General features: G+C 65.2%; 15 protein-coding genes. 7 read left to right on the top strand and 8 right to left on the bottom strand.

The annotated features are described in order from the left end of the window. Positions 1-7: 7 nt before the first annotated feature. Together rpmF and G0P99_RS03300 are read right to left on the bottom strand one after the other, a co-directional pair. Complete coding sequence (gene rpmF, locus G0P99_RS03305) at positions 8-214, bottom strand: 50S ribosomal protein L32 (RefSeq protein ID WP_093027172.1); 207 nt, start codon at positions 212-214, stop codon at positions 8-10. Between the two features lie 207 nt (positions 215-421). Further along, a complete protein-coding gene (locus G0P99_RS03300) occupies positions 422-958 on the bottom strand; it encodes a DUF177 domain-containing protein (protein ID WP_164127681.1) in 537 nt (178 codons plus the stop codon). 84 nt (positions 959-1,042) lie between these two features. Here G0P99_RS03300 and G0P99_RS03295 point away from each other — a divergent pair, with 84 nt between their 5' ends. From G0P99_RS03295 to G0P99_RS03285, 3 genes are all read left to right on the top strand, one after another. Next, positions 1,043-1,510, top strand: coding sequence for an outer membrane protein assembly factor BamE (locus tag G0P99_RS03295; protein ID WP_164127679.1), 468 nt, complete (start codon positions 1,043-1,045; stop codon positions 1,508-1,510). A 99-nt stretch (positions 1,511-1,609) separates the two neighbouring features. Beyond that, positions 1,610-2,350 carry a GNAT family N-acetyltransferase gene (locus G0P99_RS03290; RefSeq protein WP_164127677.1) on the top strand — a complete coding sequence of 247 codons (741 nt, stop codon included), beginning with the start codon at positions 1,610-1,612 and terminating at the stop codon, positions 2,348-2,350. 52 nt (positions 2,351-2,402) lie between these two features. Next, positions 2,403-4,211: an ABC-F family ATP-binding cassette domain-containing protein gene (locus G0P99_RS03285; protein ID WP_164127675.1), complete on the top strand. Its 1,809-nt coding sequence runs from the start codon at positions 2,403-2,405 to the stop codon at positions 4,209-4,211. A 72-nt stretch (positions 4,212-4,283) separates the two neighbouring features. On the opposite strand, the gene G0P99_RS03280 is transcribed toward G0P99_RS03285, so the two are convergent. Together G0P99_RS03280 and G0P99_RS03275 are read right to left on the bottom strand one after the other, a co-directional pair. Beyond that, on the bottom strand, positions 4,284-5,039 hold the full coding sequence (locus G0P99_RS03280) for an SDR family NAD(P)-dependent oxidoreductase (RefSeq protein ID WP_164127673.1): 756 nt from the start codon (positions 5,037-5,039) through the stop codon (positions 4,284-4,286). 27 nt (positions 5,040-5,066) lie between these two features. Beyond that, positions 5,067-5,969 (bottom strand): GNAT family N-acetyltransferase, encoded by a 903-nt coding sequence (locus G0P99_RS03275; protein ID WP_164127671.1) that lies wholly within the window; start codon positions 5,967-5,969, stop codon positions 5,067-5,069. A gap of 45 nt (positions 5,970-6,014) precedes the next feature. On the opposite strand from G0P99_RS03275, the gene G0P99_RS24915 reads away from it, so the two are divergent. Further along, the gene (locus tag G0P99_RS24915) at positions 6,015-6,137 is read left to right on the top strand and encodes a hypothetical protein (protein WP_255455748.1); all 123 of its coding nucleotides are present in this window, start codon (positions 6,015-6,017) and stop codon (positions 6,135-6,137) included. Positions 6,138-6,226: 89 nt separating this feature from the next. Here the strand turns inward: G0P99_RS24915 and tyrS are convergent, their stop codons facing one another. After that, positions 6,227-7,474, bottom strand: a complete 1,248-nt coding sequence (gene tyrS / locus G0P99_RS03270) for a tyrosine--tRNA ligase (protein WP_164127669.1) — start codon at positions 7,472-7,474, stop codon at positions 6,227-6,229. Positions 7,475-7,536: 62 nt separating this feature from the next. Here tyrS and G0P99_RS03265 point away from each other — a divergent pair, with 62 nt between their 5' ends. Continuing rightward, on the top strand, positions 7,537-8,649 hold the full coding sequence (locus G0P99_RS03265) for an anhydro-N-acetylmuramic acid kinase (RefSeq protein WP_164127667.1): 1,113 nt from the start codon (positions 7,537-7,539) through the stop codon (positions 8,647-8,649). Between the two features lie 66 nt (positions 8,650-8,715). Here G0P99_RS03265 and G0P99_RS03260 read toward each other — a convergent pair whose 3' ends face one another. Both G0P99_RS03260 and G0P99_RS03255 read right to left on the bottom strand, forming a co-directional pair. Further along, complete coding sequence (locus G0P99_RS03260; protein WP_164127665.1) at positions 8,716-9,606, bottom strand: fatty acid desaturase; 891 nt, start codon at positions 9,604-9,606, stop codon at positions 8,716-8,718. A gap of 31 nt (positions 9,607-9,637) precedes the next feature. Beyond that, on the bottom strand, positions 9,638-10,069 hold the full coding sequence (locus tag G0P99_RS03255; RefSeq protein WP_370462689.1) for a cupin domain-containing protein: 432 nt from the start codon (positions 10,067-10,069) through the stop codon (positions 9,638-9,640). 53 nt (positions 10,070-10,122) lie between these two features. Here G0P99_RS03255 and G0P99_RS03250 point away from each other — a divergent pair, with 53 nt between their 5' ends. After that, on the top strand, positions 10,123-11,541 hold the full coding sequence (locus G0P99_RS03250) for a YdiU family protein (protein WP_164127663.1): 1,419 nt from the start codon (positions 10,123-10,125) through the stop codon (positions 11,539-11,541). 94 nt (positions 11,542-11,635) lie between these two features. Here the strand turns inward: G0P99_RS03250 and G0P99_RS03245 are convergent, their stop codons facing one another. Then, positions 11,636-12,541, bottom strand: coding sequence for a DMT family transporter (locus tag G0P99_RS03245; protein ID WP_239059654.1), 906 nt, complete (start codon positions 12,539-12,541; stop codon positions 11,636-11,638). Positions 12,542-12,596: 55 nt separating this feature from the next. Between G0P99_RS03245 and G0P99_RS03240 the strand changes: the two genes are divergently transcribed. Further along, entirely contained in the window at positions 12,597-13,322 is a 726-nt protein-coding gene (locus tag G0P99_RS03240) for an endonuclease/exonuclease/phosphatase family protein (RefSeq protein ID WP_239059653.1), read from the top strand. The last annotated feature ends 260 nt before the right edge of the window (positions 13,323-13,582 follow it).

Raw genomic sequence — 13,582 nt, 5'->3', positions numbered from 1 at the left:
GTCGCGCTCAGGCCGCGTCTTCGTCCAGCTCGATCTCGTCGGCCTTGGCGACGACTTCGCGGTCGTCATAGTGGCCGCAGGCGCCGCACACGTGGTGGGGGCGCTTCAGCTCGCCGCAGTTCGGGCATTCATTCGGGTTGGCAGCAACCAGGGCGTCATGCGCACGGCGCATGTTGCGACGCGATTTGGATACTTTGTTCTGTTGGACAGCCATGGTCTCAACCTTTGTCTTAACTGAGGGCCTCGGTCAAAGCCGGGGCCGGTTTCATTCTTCGTTTCCTAGAAGGTGTGACGAGCGTTTAGGCTGCTGCCCGCGCGTTGTCCAACCCTAAATCCGATTGAGCGCGCGAAAATACTGCGATTCTCGCCACGTTCAAGGGGTTTTTCTGGCGGCCCCCTATGGCAGGTTTCCGGGCCCTTGTCATGAGTCTTTTTTCAGGCTGTCCCGCAACGCGGCCAATCCTGCAAAGGGGCGCGTTTCCTCGTCGGTCATTGCCTTTTTGCCGGGCTCGGCGAACACTGCCTCGCCCAGCTCTACGCCTTCCTTGCGGGGATAGACAGGAAGTGCCAGCGCCAGGGCCTCGACCATGACCGAGCCCAGATCGATCACGGATCCCAGCGGTTCCGACTCGTCATCCTCGGGTATTTCGGCTTCTTCTTCGTCCGGATCCGACCAGTCGGCAAGAAACAGCCGGCGCACCTCGGTGTCAATCCGGGTTGTCACCGGCTCCAGCGTCACGACACAGGGCTGCACGACAGTTGCGCCCAGCATTGCGGTCAGCCGCCAGTCACGCTTCCCCTCGGCCTGCACTTGGCCCGTAAAGGATAGCTTTCTCAACCCGTCGAGGCCAAGCTCGCGCGCAATGTCGCCGAGTCGGGCCGAATCCGGCCTGAGCGAGAAAGGTGTGGCCCTGTTTTGCGGCAGATCCGAGACCCGCAGCACGGTTTCGTCAGTCATCGAGTGGCTTTCGTCTGTTGAACCGAAGCAAAGGTTTCTGTAATCGGGATAAAAGGCGCGCAAGGCCAAGGCAAGGGGGCAGGAATGTCAAAGACCGCAGGGCTGATGAAACCGGTGTTCCGTATCCTGGCGATCGGTCTCACCGTCGGCGTTGTGACCGCCTGCACAGCCATCTACCGAAATCACGGCTATGTTCCAACCGAAGAGGAACTGGCCGCGATCACCGTGGGCGTGGATAACCGCGACAGTGTGCTTGAGGCGGTGGGTGCTCCCAGCTCTTCGGGCCTGCTGAACGAAAGCGGGTATTACTATGTCTCGACCCGCATGCGCCACTATGGCGCGCGCGCGCCCGAAGTGGTGTCGCGCCAATTGGTGGCGATCAGCTTTGATCAGCGCGGCGTGGTGCGCAACATCGAGCGCTACGGGCTGGAAGATGGCCGTGTGATTGCGCTGGATCGTCGGGTCACCAGTTCCAGCATCGAGGACAAGACCTTCCTGCGGCAGCTTCTGGGCAATATCGGCAGCTTCAACCCGGCCAACGTGATCAACTGATCGGCGCCGTTCTCAGCGGGCACGTCACCGACCCGTCACACACTTGTGTGATAGGGCAGAGCGCAATAGCTTTGGTTTGATCTCGCAAAGGACCGGGTCATGAGTGACGCTGTGCTGTTGAGTAAGGGCCGCTATCGCGCACGGCTTACCGCGTCGTCTGGGGATTTGGTGAGGGCGCAGCAGTTGCGGACCTTGGCCTTTGGCACGCGAGAGCTGGACCAGGACCGCTTCGACACGATCTGCGAACATGTCCTGATCGAGGATTTGAGTGATGGCGAGGCGCTGGTCTGTTGCTTTCGCATGCTGACCATGCAGGGTGGACAAGAGATCGCCAACAGCTATTCGGCACAGTTCTATGACCTCTCCGCGCTTCAGGATTTCGCGGGGCCGATGGTGGAGATGGGCCGGTTCTGCCTGCATCCCGATCGCCATGACCCCGATATCCTGCGGGTGGCCTGGGGGGGTATGACGGCTTTTGTGGATCGCAACGGGATCGAGTTGCTGTTTGGCTGTTCGTCCTTCGCGGGGATAGAGACCGACATGTATCTCGACGCGTTTGCGATGCTGAAGCACCGGCATCTCGCGCCCAAGCGTTGGCTGCCCCGGGTCAAGGCCCCTGATGTGTTCCGGTTCGCGGCCCGGCTGCGGCGCAAGCCGGATGCGAAAAAGGCGATGCTCAGGATGCCGCCCTTGCTCAGGACCTATCTGATGATGGGGGGCTGGGTCAGCGATCATGCGGTGGTGGACCGGCAGATGAACACGCTGCATGTGTTTACAGGCGTCGAGATCGGCGCGATTCCACCGGCGCGCAAACGGCTTTTGCGGCTGGTCGCGGGTTAGGCCGTCTTCAAGGGGCGTTGACGTCCTGCAAGGCGCGGTTTAGCTGGCGCTCATGGCACGTATTCCTCTGTTGCAGATGACCGGTATCTCGCTGACCTTTGGCGGAGATCCGATTTTTTCCGGGCTCGACCTTGTGGTTCAGCCCGGTGACCGCGTCGCGCTTGTCGGGCGCAACGGGTCGGGCAAATCAACCTTGATGAAGGTGATGGCTGGCCTGGTCGAGCCGGATGCCGGAGAGATCGTGATACCACCTGGGAAATCAGTGGGTTACATGGAGCAGGACCCGACGATGACCGGGTATGCGACGCTTGGCGACTATGCTTCCAGTGGGCTGGAACCGGGCGAACTGTACAGGGTTGAACGCGCCGGAGAGGGTCTCAAATTCGATCCGGCCCGCGCGGTCGAAACGGCCTCGGGCGGCGAGCGACGGCGCGCGGCGCTGGCCAAGCTGATGGCCGAGGCGCCCGATCTGATGCTGTTGGACGAGCCGACCAACCATCTGGATATCGAGGCGATCGGCTGGCTGGAGCGGGAGTTGTCGGCGACCCGCGCGGGTTATGTCCTGATCTCGCACGACCGGGCATTCTTGCGTGCACTGACACGCGCAACCCTTTGGATTGACAGGGGAATGGTGCGTCGGCAAGAGCGTGGCTTCGAGGATTTCGAAGCCTGGCGCGACAAGGTTTGGGAGGATGAGGATGCCGCCCGCCACAAGCTGGACCGGTTGATCAAGTCCGAAGGTCGCTGGGCGGTCGAGGGAATCAGCGCGCGACGCAAGCGCAACCAGGGCCGGGTGCGCGCCTTGCAGGCGTTGCGCGTGGAACGGGCGACGCAGATCAAGCGTCAGGGAACCGCCGCTATGTCCCTGGATTCCGGCCCAAAATCCGGTCGCAAGGTGATCGAGGCCAAGGAGTTGAGCAAGGCCTATGACGGCAAGACCATCGTCAGGGGATTCGACCTGACGGTGCTGCGCGGCGACCGGGTGGCCTTTGTCGGGCCGAACGGTGTGGGCAAGACCACCGCCCTCAAGATGTTGTTGCAGCAGGTTGAACCGGACGCAGGTGTTGTGCGGCTGGGCACGAATCTGGAGATCGCCGTCTTTGACCAGACACGGGCGCAGCTCGACCCCGAGATGACCCTGTGGGACAGCCTTACGGGGGATCCGGAAATGCGGGTTTCGGGCAAGGCCGATCAGGTGATGGTGCGCGGCGAACCCCGCCATGTGGTGGCCTATCTCAAGGATTTCCTGTTCGATGAGCGGCAGGCAAGAGCGGCTGTTAAGTCCTTGTCTGGTGGGGAAAAAGCGCGGTTGCTGTTGGCCCGGTTGATGGCGAAACCGTCGAACCTACTGGTGCTGGACGAACCGACCAACGATCTGGATGTCGAGACGCTGGACCTGCTTCAGGAAATCCTCGACGACTATGACGGCACCGTTCTGCTGGTCAGCCACGACCGCGACTTCCTGGACCGTGTCGCCACCACCACAGTGGCGATGGAGGGGGATGGCAAGGCCCTGGTCTATGCCGGCGGCTGGTCGGATTATCGCGCGCAGCGGCCCGAAAAGGTTTCGGAAAACATCGACAAACCAAAGGCATCCGCGCAAAAGGTGAAGTCGGAAACCAAGCCGAAACCGGGGCTGACCTTCTCGGAGAAACACCGGCTGGAGGCGCTGCCGGGCGAGATCGCGCGGCTGGAGGCGGAGATTAGCAAGCTGAACGAGCTGATGTCGGATCCCGAACTCTACAGCCGCGAGCCGGTCAAGTTCCAGAAGGCGACCGAGGCCCTGGTGCAGCGGCAGGAAAAGCTGTCGGCGGCCGAGGAGGAATGGCTGGTATTGGCCGAGAAGGCCGAGGCCGAATAGGCGCGAATTGACCGTTTTGTACCGGCCCGGAGGCCGGTACTGACCGTTTTGTACAAGACCGGACAGGCCGGTTCAGCGCATCCGCAGCGCGCCGTCGAGGCGGATGACCTCGCCGTTGAGATAGCCCATCTGCACGATGAAGCCGGCCATGCGGCCGAACTCTTCAGGGCGGCCCAGACGGGCGGGACAGGTGACCTCGGCGGCCAGCGAATCCTGCGCCTCTTGCGGCAGGCCGAGCAGCATGGGCGTCAGGAAAATGCCCGGCGCAATGGCCATGACCCGGATATTGTCGCGCGCCAGATCGCGGGCCATCGGCAGGGTCATGCCGACGATGCCGCCCTTGGAGGCCGAATAGGAGACCTGGCCCTTTTGCCCGTCGAAGGCGGCGATGGAGGCGGTGTTGATGATCACGCCCCGCTCGCCATCGGTATCGGGCTCGTTCTGGGCCATCTCGGCCGCGGCCAGACGGGCGACGTTGAAGCTGCCCAGCAGGTTGACGTCGATCGTCATCTCGAAGGTCTTGAGCGGCAGCGGGCCGTCCTTGCCCAGCGTCTTGCCGACGGTGCCGATACCGGCACAGTTCACCGCGACGGTGATTTTGCCCATCTTGGCCTTGGCATGGGCGATGGCGGCGGCGACCGAGTCTTCGCTGGTCACGTCTGTCTGGGCAAAGTGGCCGCCGATCTCGGCGGCGATCCTTTCGCCCCGCTCGGCATCGCGATCGAGAAGGGTGACTTGCGCGCCGTGGGCGGCGAAATAGCGGGCGGTCGCCTCGCCCAGGCCGGAAGCGCCGCCGGTGATCACGGCTGCTGTGGTGTCGAGTTGCATGGGCCTCTCCCTGATATGAACATATGTTCAATAATCCGGGGCGGGGGCGTCTGTCCAGCTTTGAAACATGCGCGCGCGGTCGAGCCAGGCCAGCGGACGCAACGTTTTCCCCAGGGGCGGCCACCAGGCCCAGGTACCACCAAGGGGGCGGGTGCGGGCGCCGGTGCCCAGCTTGGACCGGGTCAGGCCAGGGGTTTGTTCGGTGTTCACCGGGCCGAGATCGAGCCTGGTCGCGTCTTGGGCGGCGAGCCATGTCATCGCCTGCCACATCAGCAGGGTCTGGGCGCTGGCGGCGCGGCCCGCCGGAGTGCTGTGGCCGATGTGATAGCTGGCCGCTCTGCCGTGGCGCAGGATCAGCAGGCCCGCGATGGGGGTACCACGCTGGCGGGCGGTCAAGAGTTGGGCCGCGCCGGGATTGGCGCGTGCATAGGCCAGCGTCAGGGCCGTGGGCCAGTTGCGATAGCCGCGCGCGCGCTGTTGCGCGGCCTCGGCGATGAGCAGCCAGTGGGCGGGATCCTGTGGCAGCGGGCCTTGGGTCACGAGCAGGCTCTGGTTGCGCGCGTGGCGCAGACGGTTGCGCCATTTCTGGTGCAACCCGGCCATCAGGTCGCCGGTCAGACCCAGTTCGGCGACATGGGCGGGGGTGATCAGCGGTACCGCCCCCATCCGGGCGAGGCCCGGGCAGGGTGCGTCCGGGTTCATCAGGATCAGGCTGCGGCGCAGCCCGGCGCGGGCGAGCAGGCCGGGCAGGGCCGGAGGGTCAAGCCGGGTGCGGCTGAGCAAGGCAATGGGTAACCCGCCAATGCGCCGAGTCAGCACCAGTGTTCCGTCGTCCAGTTGCGCCGCCTGCTGGCCGCAAAGCGCCAGTGTGGCGGCGAATTCGGCGCTCTGTTGCAAGGGGGGCACATTGGGGGCGGTGGTGTCGACCATGGCGCCATTAACCGGTTCGAAACCTAAGACCGGGTTAATACGTGTATGAAACGGGTATTTGGCAAGGGGATCGCCGCCTCGAGACCGACGCGGGCGGCCGCCGCCCTGCTGGCGGTGATCCTGTCCGGCGTGCTGCTTTTGGGGTTGGGGGTCATGGCCCTGTTCTGAACCCGGTGGGGGCAAGGGGGCGCTGCCCCCTCGGCCCTGACGGGCCTAGCCCCCGGAGTATTTGGGGCGAAATGAAGGGGCGGCTGATTTTACGCCAGCTGCACCAGCGCGTGGCGTTTCTTGCCGGCGCTGAGCTTGATCGGTTGGGCGAGGTCACCCGCCTCGATCATCATCCCGGCATCGGTGAGCGGCGTGTCATTCAGGCGCGCGCCATCTTCGGCGATGAGGCGCTTGGCCTCTTTGCCGGATTTGGCGAGGCCCGTCTTGACGATCAGCTGCACGATGGAGGCGGGCAGGTCGGCGGCGTCAAGGGTGAGCGTGGGCAGGTCGTCACCGATGCCGCCCTTTTCGAACACTTCGCGGGCGGTCGCCTCGGCCGTCGCGGCCGCCTCTGCCCCGTGGCAGAGCGCGGTGACCTCGTTGGCGAGGATCACCTTGGCGGCGTTGATCTCGGAGCCTGCCAGCGCGCCCAGACGGTCGCATTCGCCCACCGGAAGCTCGGTATAGAGTTTCAGGAAGCGGCCCACATCGGCATCGGTGGTGTTGCGCCAGAACTGCCAGAATTCGTAAGGCGACCGCATGTCCGGGTTGAGCCAGACAGCGCCGTCCTGGCTCTTGCCCATCTTCTTGCCGTCAGACGTGGTCAGGAGTGGCGAGGTGAGGCCATAGACCTCGTGGTCGATCACCCGGCGCGTCAGGTCGATGCCGTTGACGATATTGCCCCACTGGTCGGAGCCGCCCATTTGCAGGATGCAGCCATATCGGCGGTTCAGCTCCATGAAATCATAGGCTTGCAGGATCATGTAGTTGAATTCGAGGAAGCTGAGCGATTGTTCGCGGTCGAGGCGGGATTTCACGCTCTCGAAGCTGAGCATCCGGTTGACCGAGAAATGCCGCCCGATATCGCGCAGGAAATCGAGATAGTTCAGATCGGCCAGCCATTCGTCGTTGTTGAGCATCAGCGCCGCGTTCTCGGCACCGCTGTCATAGTCGATATAGGCGGCAAAGACCTTGCGGATCCCGGCGATGTTCTCGTCGATCTGGGCGGGCGTCAGCAGCGGGCGTTCGTCGGCGCGGAAGGACGGATCACCCACCTTGGTGGTGCCGCCGCCCATCAGGGTGATCGGCTTGTGTCCGGTCTTTTGCAGCCAGCGCAGCATCATGATCTGAATGAGGCTGCCCACATGCAGCGATTTGGCGGTGGCGTCAAAGCCGATATAGCCGGGCTGGCATCCCTTGATCAGTGCCTCGTCGAGGCCCTGGTAATCGGTGCAGTCGGCGAGAAAGCCGCGCTCCATCATCACTGCGATGAAATCCGATTTGGGATGGTAGGTCATGTCTTGCCTCGGGGTTGGATTGCGGGGCACTTATAGGCGGCAGTTGAACAAAGGAAAAGGCCATGAAGAGGGCCATCGGGCGAGAGGGGCCGGTGACGGCGCTGGGGGCGATGTCGGGCACGTCGCTGGACGGGGTCGATGCGGCGGTGGTCGAGACCGACGGTCTGGCGATATTCGGATTCGGACCGGTGGGGTACCGAGCATATTCCGCGGAGGAGCGCAGCGTGCTGCGCGCCGGTCTGGGACGTTGGGCCGGACCCGAGGTCGAGGCGGCGGGCGATCTGGTGACGCGCGCCCATGCGCAGGCGCTGGCCGGGTTCGAGGGTGTTGATCTGGTGGGCTTTCACGGCCAGACCCTGGCGCATGAGCCGCGCGGGCGCGGCACGCTTCAGGTGGGCGATGGCGCGGCTTTGGCCGCTGCCCTTGGGCGGCCGGTGGTCTGGGATTTCCGCAGCGACGACGTGCAGCTGGGCGGCGAAGGGGCGCCTTTGGCGCCGTTCTTTCACTTTGCCTGCGCCAAGTGGATCGGCGCGAGCGAGCCCCTGTGTTTTCTCAACCTCGGCGGGGTGGGCAACCTGACCTATGTGGACCCGGGTTTTGACCGGCCCGAGGTGCCCGGCGCTCTGTTGGCCTTTGACACCGGTCCGGCCAACGCGCCGGTCAACGATCTGATGCAGGCGCGGCTGGGGCTGCCGATGGACGAGGGCGGCGCGGTGGCACGAGGCGGCACGGTGGAGACTGGCGCTCTGGAGCTGTTCCTGGCCGAGCCCTATTTCGCAAGAATGCCGCCCAAGTCGCTGGATCGGAACGATTTTGCCGAGATGATCGGGTTGGTATCCGAACTCAGCGACAGCGACGCGGTGGCAACGCTGACGGGTATGTGCGCGGCAGCGGTGGCGCAGGGGATGGAACATTGCCCGCGTCCACCTGCGCGGGTGCTGGTCACCGGCGGCGGGCGGCACAACCCGGTGCTGATGGAGATGCTGCAAGTCTCGCTGGATTGTGCCGTTGAACCGGTCGAAAGTGTTGGTCTGGACGGTGACATGCTCGAGGCGCAGGCCTTTGCCTATCTGGCAGTGCGGGTGGCGCGGGGGTTGCCGACCTCGTGCCCCGGCACCACCGGTGTGGGCGCGCTGGTGGGCGGCGGCATCGTCAGCCTGCCGGACGAGGCATGAAGGGGGCGCTGCCCCCTCGGCCTGCGGCCTCACCCCCGGGATATTTGTGGCAAGAGGAAGGGGCGATCAGTCGGGGAGACTGTCGAGGTAGTGCGCGGTGAAACCGGTATAGCTGCCCGAGGTGGATTTCAGATGCGCCCGGGTCCAGCGGTGGAAGGCCGGAAGCCGGTGAAAGGGCACCGACGGAAAGGCGTGGTGTTCAGCGTGATAGGGCATGTTCCAGGCCAGGAAGCGCACCAGTCTGGTGGTGAAGGTGGTCCGCGAGTTTTCCAGCATATCCGCGACCGCCGGGCAGAGCCCGTGTTCGGCCAGCAAATAGAGGCGCAGGAAAGGCTGTCCGATGGCGAGGGGCAGCAGCCAGAGCCACAGGGCCAGCGGCGAGACGGCAAGGCTGGCCAGCACCAGGGCGTATAGGGCGAGCAGCGCCCGCGCCTCGCGCCGCATTGCGGGATATTGGCGTTCTGGCAGGTAGGGGGCGTCAAACCGGCCGCGGGCGTTGTCGATCAGGACCCGCGCCATGCCGGTCCAGTAGTGCCATCCGGTCAAGTAGATCATGAGCGCGCGGCGGTTTCCCGGGCGCGGCCCGCCTGCCAGTTCGGGATCGCGGGCGGGGTCGTTTGTCCATTTGTGATGGGCCAGGTGGAAGTAGCGAAACCAGGTGAAGGGCAGGGCGATCAGGGCGCCCGAGGCATGGCCCGCCGCCTCGTTCAGCCAGGTCGAGCGGAACGGCGTCTTGTGGGTGCATTCGTGGCAGAGGGTGAAGAGGAAAACCAACAGGATACCCTGCGGCAGTATCAGCAGCGGCCAGAGGGGGATTTGCATCAGAATGCCGAGGCTGCACAAGCCCAGCAGCGCCGCGTATACGGCCAGATGTCTCAGACCGGCCGAGTCCGAGCGCGCGGTCAGGTGGGCGCGGGTCTCGGGCGGCAAGCTGGCGACAAGTGTCTTGTGGTCCATGCGGTCGAGCGTAGCCAGGCGGCGGGGCAGGTCAAGCGCGGGGGATGTCGAAGCCGGGGCGCGCCAGTTCGAACCCTTCGAACCGGAAGCCGGGTGAGACGGTGCAACTGACCAGCGTGTATTCGCCGGTGCTGCGCGCGGCCTGCCACCAGCCGGGCGGCACGATCTGTTGCGGCGCGCCTGCGTCCAGATCAGGGGTTAGCAGGTGATCGGTGGCTGGGCCGGTATCGGTCGCGCTCATCGACAGGACCAGCGGCGCGCCCGCGTGCCAGAGCCAGATCTCGGTCGCGTCTACCCGGTGCCAATGGCTGCGCTCGCCCGATTTCAGCAGGAAATAGATGCAGGTACCGCTGGCGCGACCCGGAGTGTCGGCGATCCAGGTCTGCCGGTACCAGCCGCCCTCGGGGTGGGGTTCCAGCTCCAGGTGGCGGATGATCTGTTCGGCGGTCATGGGATCGGGCATCGGCTGTCTCGCTTGGGGCTGGTCTTTCGCTCGGGGCAGCATATCTTGGGCGCATGACAATCGCGATCCCCTTCGACAACAGTTACGCCCGGCTGCCGGGCGGGTTTCACTCGATCCAGGCGCCGACCCCGGTGCAGGCGCCGCGCCTTGTCGCCTTTAACGCTGACCTGGCGCAGCTTCTGGGCATCGCGCCGGGCGAGATCGGGGAAATGGCGCAGGTTTTTGCCGGGAACGCGCTGCCCGCTGGCGCCGAGCCGCTGGCGCAGCTTTATTCCGGGCACCAGTTCGGCAATTACAGCCCGCAATTGGGCGACGGGCGCGCGATCCTCTTGGGCGAGGTGGTGGGAAGCGACGGCATCCGCCGGGATATCCAGCTCAAAGGTGCCGGGCGCACGCCTTATTCGCGTGGCGGTGACGGGCGGGCCTGGCTGGGCCCGGTGCTGCGCGAATATGTGGTGAGCGAGGCGATGGCGGCCCTGGGCATCCCCACCACCCGCGCGCTGGCGGCGGTCGAGACCGGCGAGGCGGTGCGGCGCGAGCAGGTCCTGCCCGGCGCGGTGCTGACCCGGGTGGCGCAAAGCCACCTGCGGGTGGGCACGTTCCAGGTCTTTGCCGCGCGGGGCGAGATCGGGCACCTGAAACGGCTGACCGACTATGCCATTGCCCGCCACTATCCGGATGCCGATGGGCCTATGGGTCTGCTCACGGCGGTGCGCGACGCACAGGCGCGACTGATCGCGCGCTGGATGGGGGTGGGGTTCATTCACGGGGTGATGAATACCGACAACAGCTCGATCGCGGGGGAGACCATCGACTATGGTCCATGCGCCTTCATGGACACGTACCATCCGGATACGGTCTATTCCTCGATCGACCGCTATGGGCGCTATGCCTATTCCAACCAGCCCGATATCGCGGTCTGGAATCTGGCACAGCTGGCCACAGCGCTGATCCAGCAGGCCGAGGACAAAGAGGCCGCCGTTGAAGAGGCCACCGGGATCGTGCATGCAATGCCCGGCCTGCTGGAGCGCGAATGGTTGCGCGTCTTTGCCGCCAAGATCGGCATCGAACGGCCTGTCGAAGGGGACAAGGCGCTGGTGACTGACCTGCTGGTGCGCATGGCACAGGGGCAGGCCGATTTCACCAACACGTTCCGCGCACTTGGCGCACCCAAAGCCCGTGACCAGTTCACCGATCCCACCGCCTATGACAGCTGGGCCGAGGGCTGGCGGCAGCGTTTGGTGCGCGAGGCCGCGCCCGAAGCGTTGATGCAGGCCGGCAATCCGGCCTTTATCCCGCGCAACCACCGGGTCGAGCAGATGATCGCGGCGGCGGTGAGCGGCGACTATGCCCCGTTCCACCGGCTCAATTCCGTGCTTGCACGCCCCTGCGAGGATCAGCCGGATCACATTGACCTGACCCGCCCGCCTGCGGAAAACGAAGTGGTGCAGGCCACGTTCTGTGGCACCTGACCCTTCATTTCGCGCAAAAAACTCTGGGGGAAAGGGGGCAATATTTTGCGGATTTTGATCCCGGGGGGCAGCGCCCCCTACCGCCTTTGCGGCCTCAGCGCCGGTTGATCAGATAGATGCCGGCCGCCACCAGCCCCAGCGCCAGCCAGACCTGGCCGCCGACATGCTCGCCCAGTACCAGCCAGCCAAAGATCACCGCCAGTACCGGCGACAGGAAACTGAACGAGGCGACCCCGTTTGCCCGATAGGTTGCCAGCAGTCGGAACCAGATGATGAAGCCCAGGCCCACAACGCCAATGGCCTGGAACATCAGCCCGGCCCAGTGCAACGGCTGCGGGTTGCGAAACAGGTCGCCGAACACCGGCGCCAGCACCAGCAGGATCGGGGCCGAGACCACCAGCTGGCACATCAGCTGCAATTCGGGGGAGACCCGGGACAGCGGCGTTGTCCGCACCACCAGCACCAGCCCGGCCCAGCACATCGCGGCAAAGACAGCCAGCGCGTCGCCTCTCAGGCTGACATGGGCGGCGTCGCGCTCCAACAGCGCCAGCACCACACCGCCCATCGCCAGCCCCAGCCCCGCGACCCGCAGGCCCGACAGCCGCTCGCCCGGCAGCAGGATATGCCCGCTGAGCGACAGCCAGATCGGCATGGAATAGAACAGGATCGAGGAGCGGGATACCGTCGTCAGGTCGAGCGCGGAAAAGATCGCCATGAACTCGATGGTGAAGAGAAGCCCGGTGACCAGCCCGCCCAGAATCGCGGCGCGGGGAAAGGCCAGCGGCTTGCCCAGCACCCGCATCCAGCCCAAGAGAAAGACCAGCGCGATGGCCGAGCGCAGCCCGGCCTGGAACACCGGGCCGAACCCGCCGCCGGTCATCTTGATCACAACCTGGTTGAAGGCCAGAAGCGCGGCGATGCCGATCAGGGCGGCGGCTCCGGCCGCGTCGACGGGGCGTTTTTCTTCCATGCGCCCAAAGGAGGCGCAGATCCTGCACATGTCAAGCATATCCCGCCCCCTTGCGTTGCGGCGCGACCTCCCGCATGACAGGGGCATGAGATCTCCGGCCGACCCGATGCACCGCCCCCAGACCCTGCGGCTTGCCAGCTACAACATCCAGAAATGCGTGGGTCTCGACCTGCGCCGCCAGCCGCGCCGCACCTTGCAGGTGCTGAGCGCGCTGGGAGCGCAGGTCGTGGTGTTGCAGGAGGCGGACAAGCGTCTGCCGCCGCGCCCCGCGGCGCTGCCGCATTTCGTGCTGAACGAGGCGGGGTGGCAGATTGCCGATCTTGGCGGCGCGGGGTCGCTGGGCTGGCATGGCAACGCGGTGATCTGGCAGGGATCGGATATCGCCCTGCGCGCCACCGCCCATCACGATCTGCCCGGGCTGGAACCGCGTGGCGCGGTGCGGGTCGAGTTCGACACGCCGATCGGCCCCCTGCGGGTGGTGGGTATGCACCTGGGGTTGCTGAGCGCGTCACGGCGCGACCAGGTTGTGCATCTGGCGCGGGATATGGACCGGCTGGAGGCGATGCCCACGGTCTGGGCCGGGGATTTCAACGAATGGTCGCGCCAGCCGGTACTCGACCACCTGGCGCCGATGATGCGGTTCTTGCCGCCGCGCCCCAGCTTTCCGTCGCCGCAGCCATTGGGCGCGCTCGACCGTATCGCGCACAGCGCCGGTCTGGCGGTGACGGCGCATGGCGTTCATGCCGACCGCCCGGCGCATATCGCCTCGGACCATCTGCCGGTCTGGGCCGACCTTGTCGCGGCGGACTGACAGGCGGTTTCTCGGGATGCCTGAGAGCCCATGTCCGGCGCGATTGTGCGTCGTATATCGGCGACTGGACTACGATCGCTTGCGAGCCAGGCGGCCCGTTACGTTACGTGCCGCCATAGTTTTCGCGCGCCAACACTTGCGCCAGGCGCGCGGGATTCCCCTGTCATGTGGACTTGGCGCAAGGCATATCCTGATGCGACAATCCGTTCTGCCCAACCAAGATTAGCCCGCCCGGCATTCGCTGGTCATCTCCCTGACGG

This window comes from Ruegeria sp. PrR005, from assembly GCF_010500245.1.
Lineage (GTDB): Bacteria > Pseudomonadota > Alphaproteobacteria > Rhodobacterales > Rhodobacteraceae > Ruegeria_B > Ruegeria_B marisflavi.
The sequence above is the reverse complement of the archived record's forward strand: the minus strand, read 5'-3'. Positions and strand labels throughout refer to the sequence as shown.

Bases quoted from the DNA above. Each gene is read 5' to 3' on its own strand.
- rpmF (WP_093027172.1), bottom strand. From the start codon at position 214: ATGGCTGTCCAACAGAACAAAGTATCCAAATCGCGTCGCAACATGCGC.
- G0P99_RS03300 (WP_164127681.1), bottom strand. From the start codon at position 958: ATGACTGACGAAACCGTGCTGCGGGTCTCGGATCTGCCGCAAAACAGG.
- G0P99_RS03295 (WP_164127679.1), top strand. From the start codon at position 1,043: ATGTCAAAGACCGCAGGGCTGATGAAACCGGTGTTCCGTATCCTGGCG.
- G0P99_RS03290 (WP_164127677.1), top strand. From the start codon at position 1,610: ATGAGTGACGCTGTGCTGTTGAGTAAGGGCCGCTATCGCGCACGGCTT.
- G0P99_RS03285 (WP_164127675.1), top strand. From the start codon at position 2,403: ATGGCACGTATTCCTCTGTTGCAGATGACCGGTATCTCGCTGACCTTT.
- G0P99_RS03280 (WP_164127673.1), bottom strand. From the start codon at position 5,039: ATGCAACTCGACACCACAGCAGCCGTGATCACCGGCGGCGCTTCCGGC.
- G0P99_RS03275 (WP_164127671.1), bottom strand. From the start codon at position 5,969: ATGGTCGACACCACCGCCCCCAATGTGCCCCCCTTGCAACAGAGCGCC.
- G0P99_RS24915 (WP_255455748.1), top strand. From the start codon at position 6,015: ATGAAACGGGTATTTGGCAAGGGGATCGCCGCCTCGAGACCGACGCGG.
- tyrS (WP_164127669.1), bottom strand. From the start codon at position 7,474: ATGACCTACCATCCCAAATCGGATTTCATCGCAGTGATGATGGAGCGC.
- G0P99_RS03265 (WP_164127667.1), top strand. From the start codon at position 7,537: ATGAAGAGGGCCATCGGGCGAGAGGGGCCGGTGACGGCGCTGGGGGCG.
- G0P99_RS03260 (WP_164127665.1), bottom strand. From the start codon at position 9,606: ATGGACCACAAGACACTTGTCGCCAGCTTGCCGCCCGAGACCCGCGCC.
- G0P99_RS03255 (WP_370462689.1), bottom strand. From the start codon at position 10,069: ATGCCCGATCCCATGACCGCCGAACAGATCATCCGCCACCTGGAGCTG.
- G0P99_RS03250 (WP_164127663.1), top strand. From the start codon at position 10,123: ATGACAATCGCGATCCCCTTCGACAACAGTTACGCCCGGCTGCCGGGC.
- G0P99_RS03245 (WP_239059654.1), bottom strand. From the start codon at position 12,541: ATGTGCAGGATCTGCGCCTCCTTTGGGCGCATGGAAGAAAAACGCCCC.
- G0P99_RS03240 (WP_239059653.1), top strand. From the start codon at position 12,597: ATGAGATCTCCGGCCGACCCGATGCACCGCCCCCAGACCCTGCGGCTT.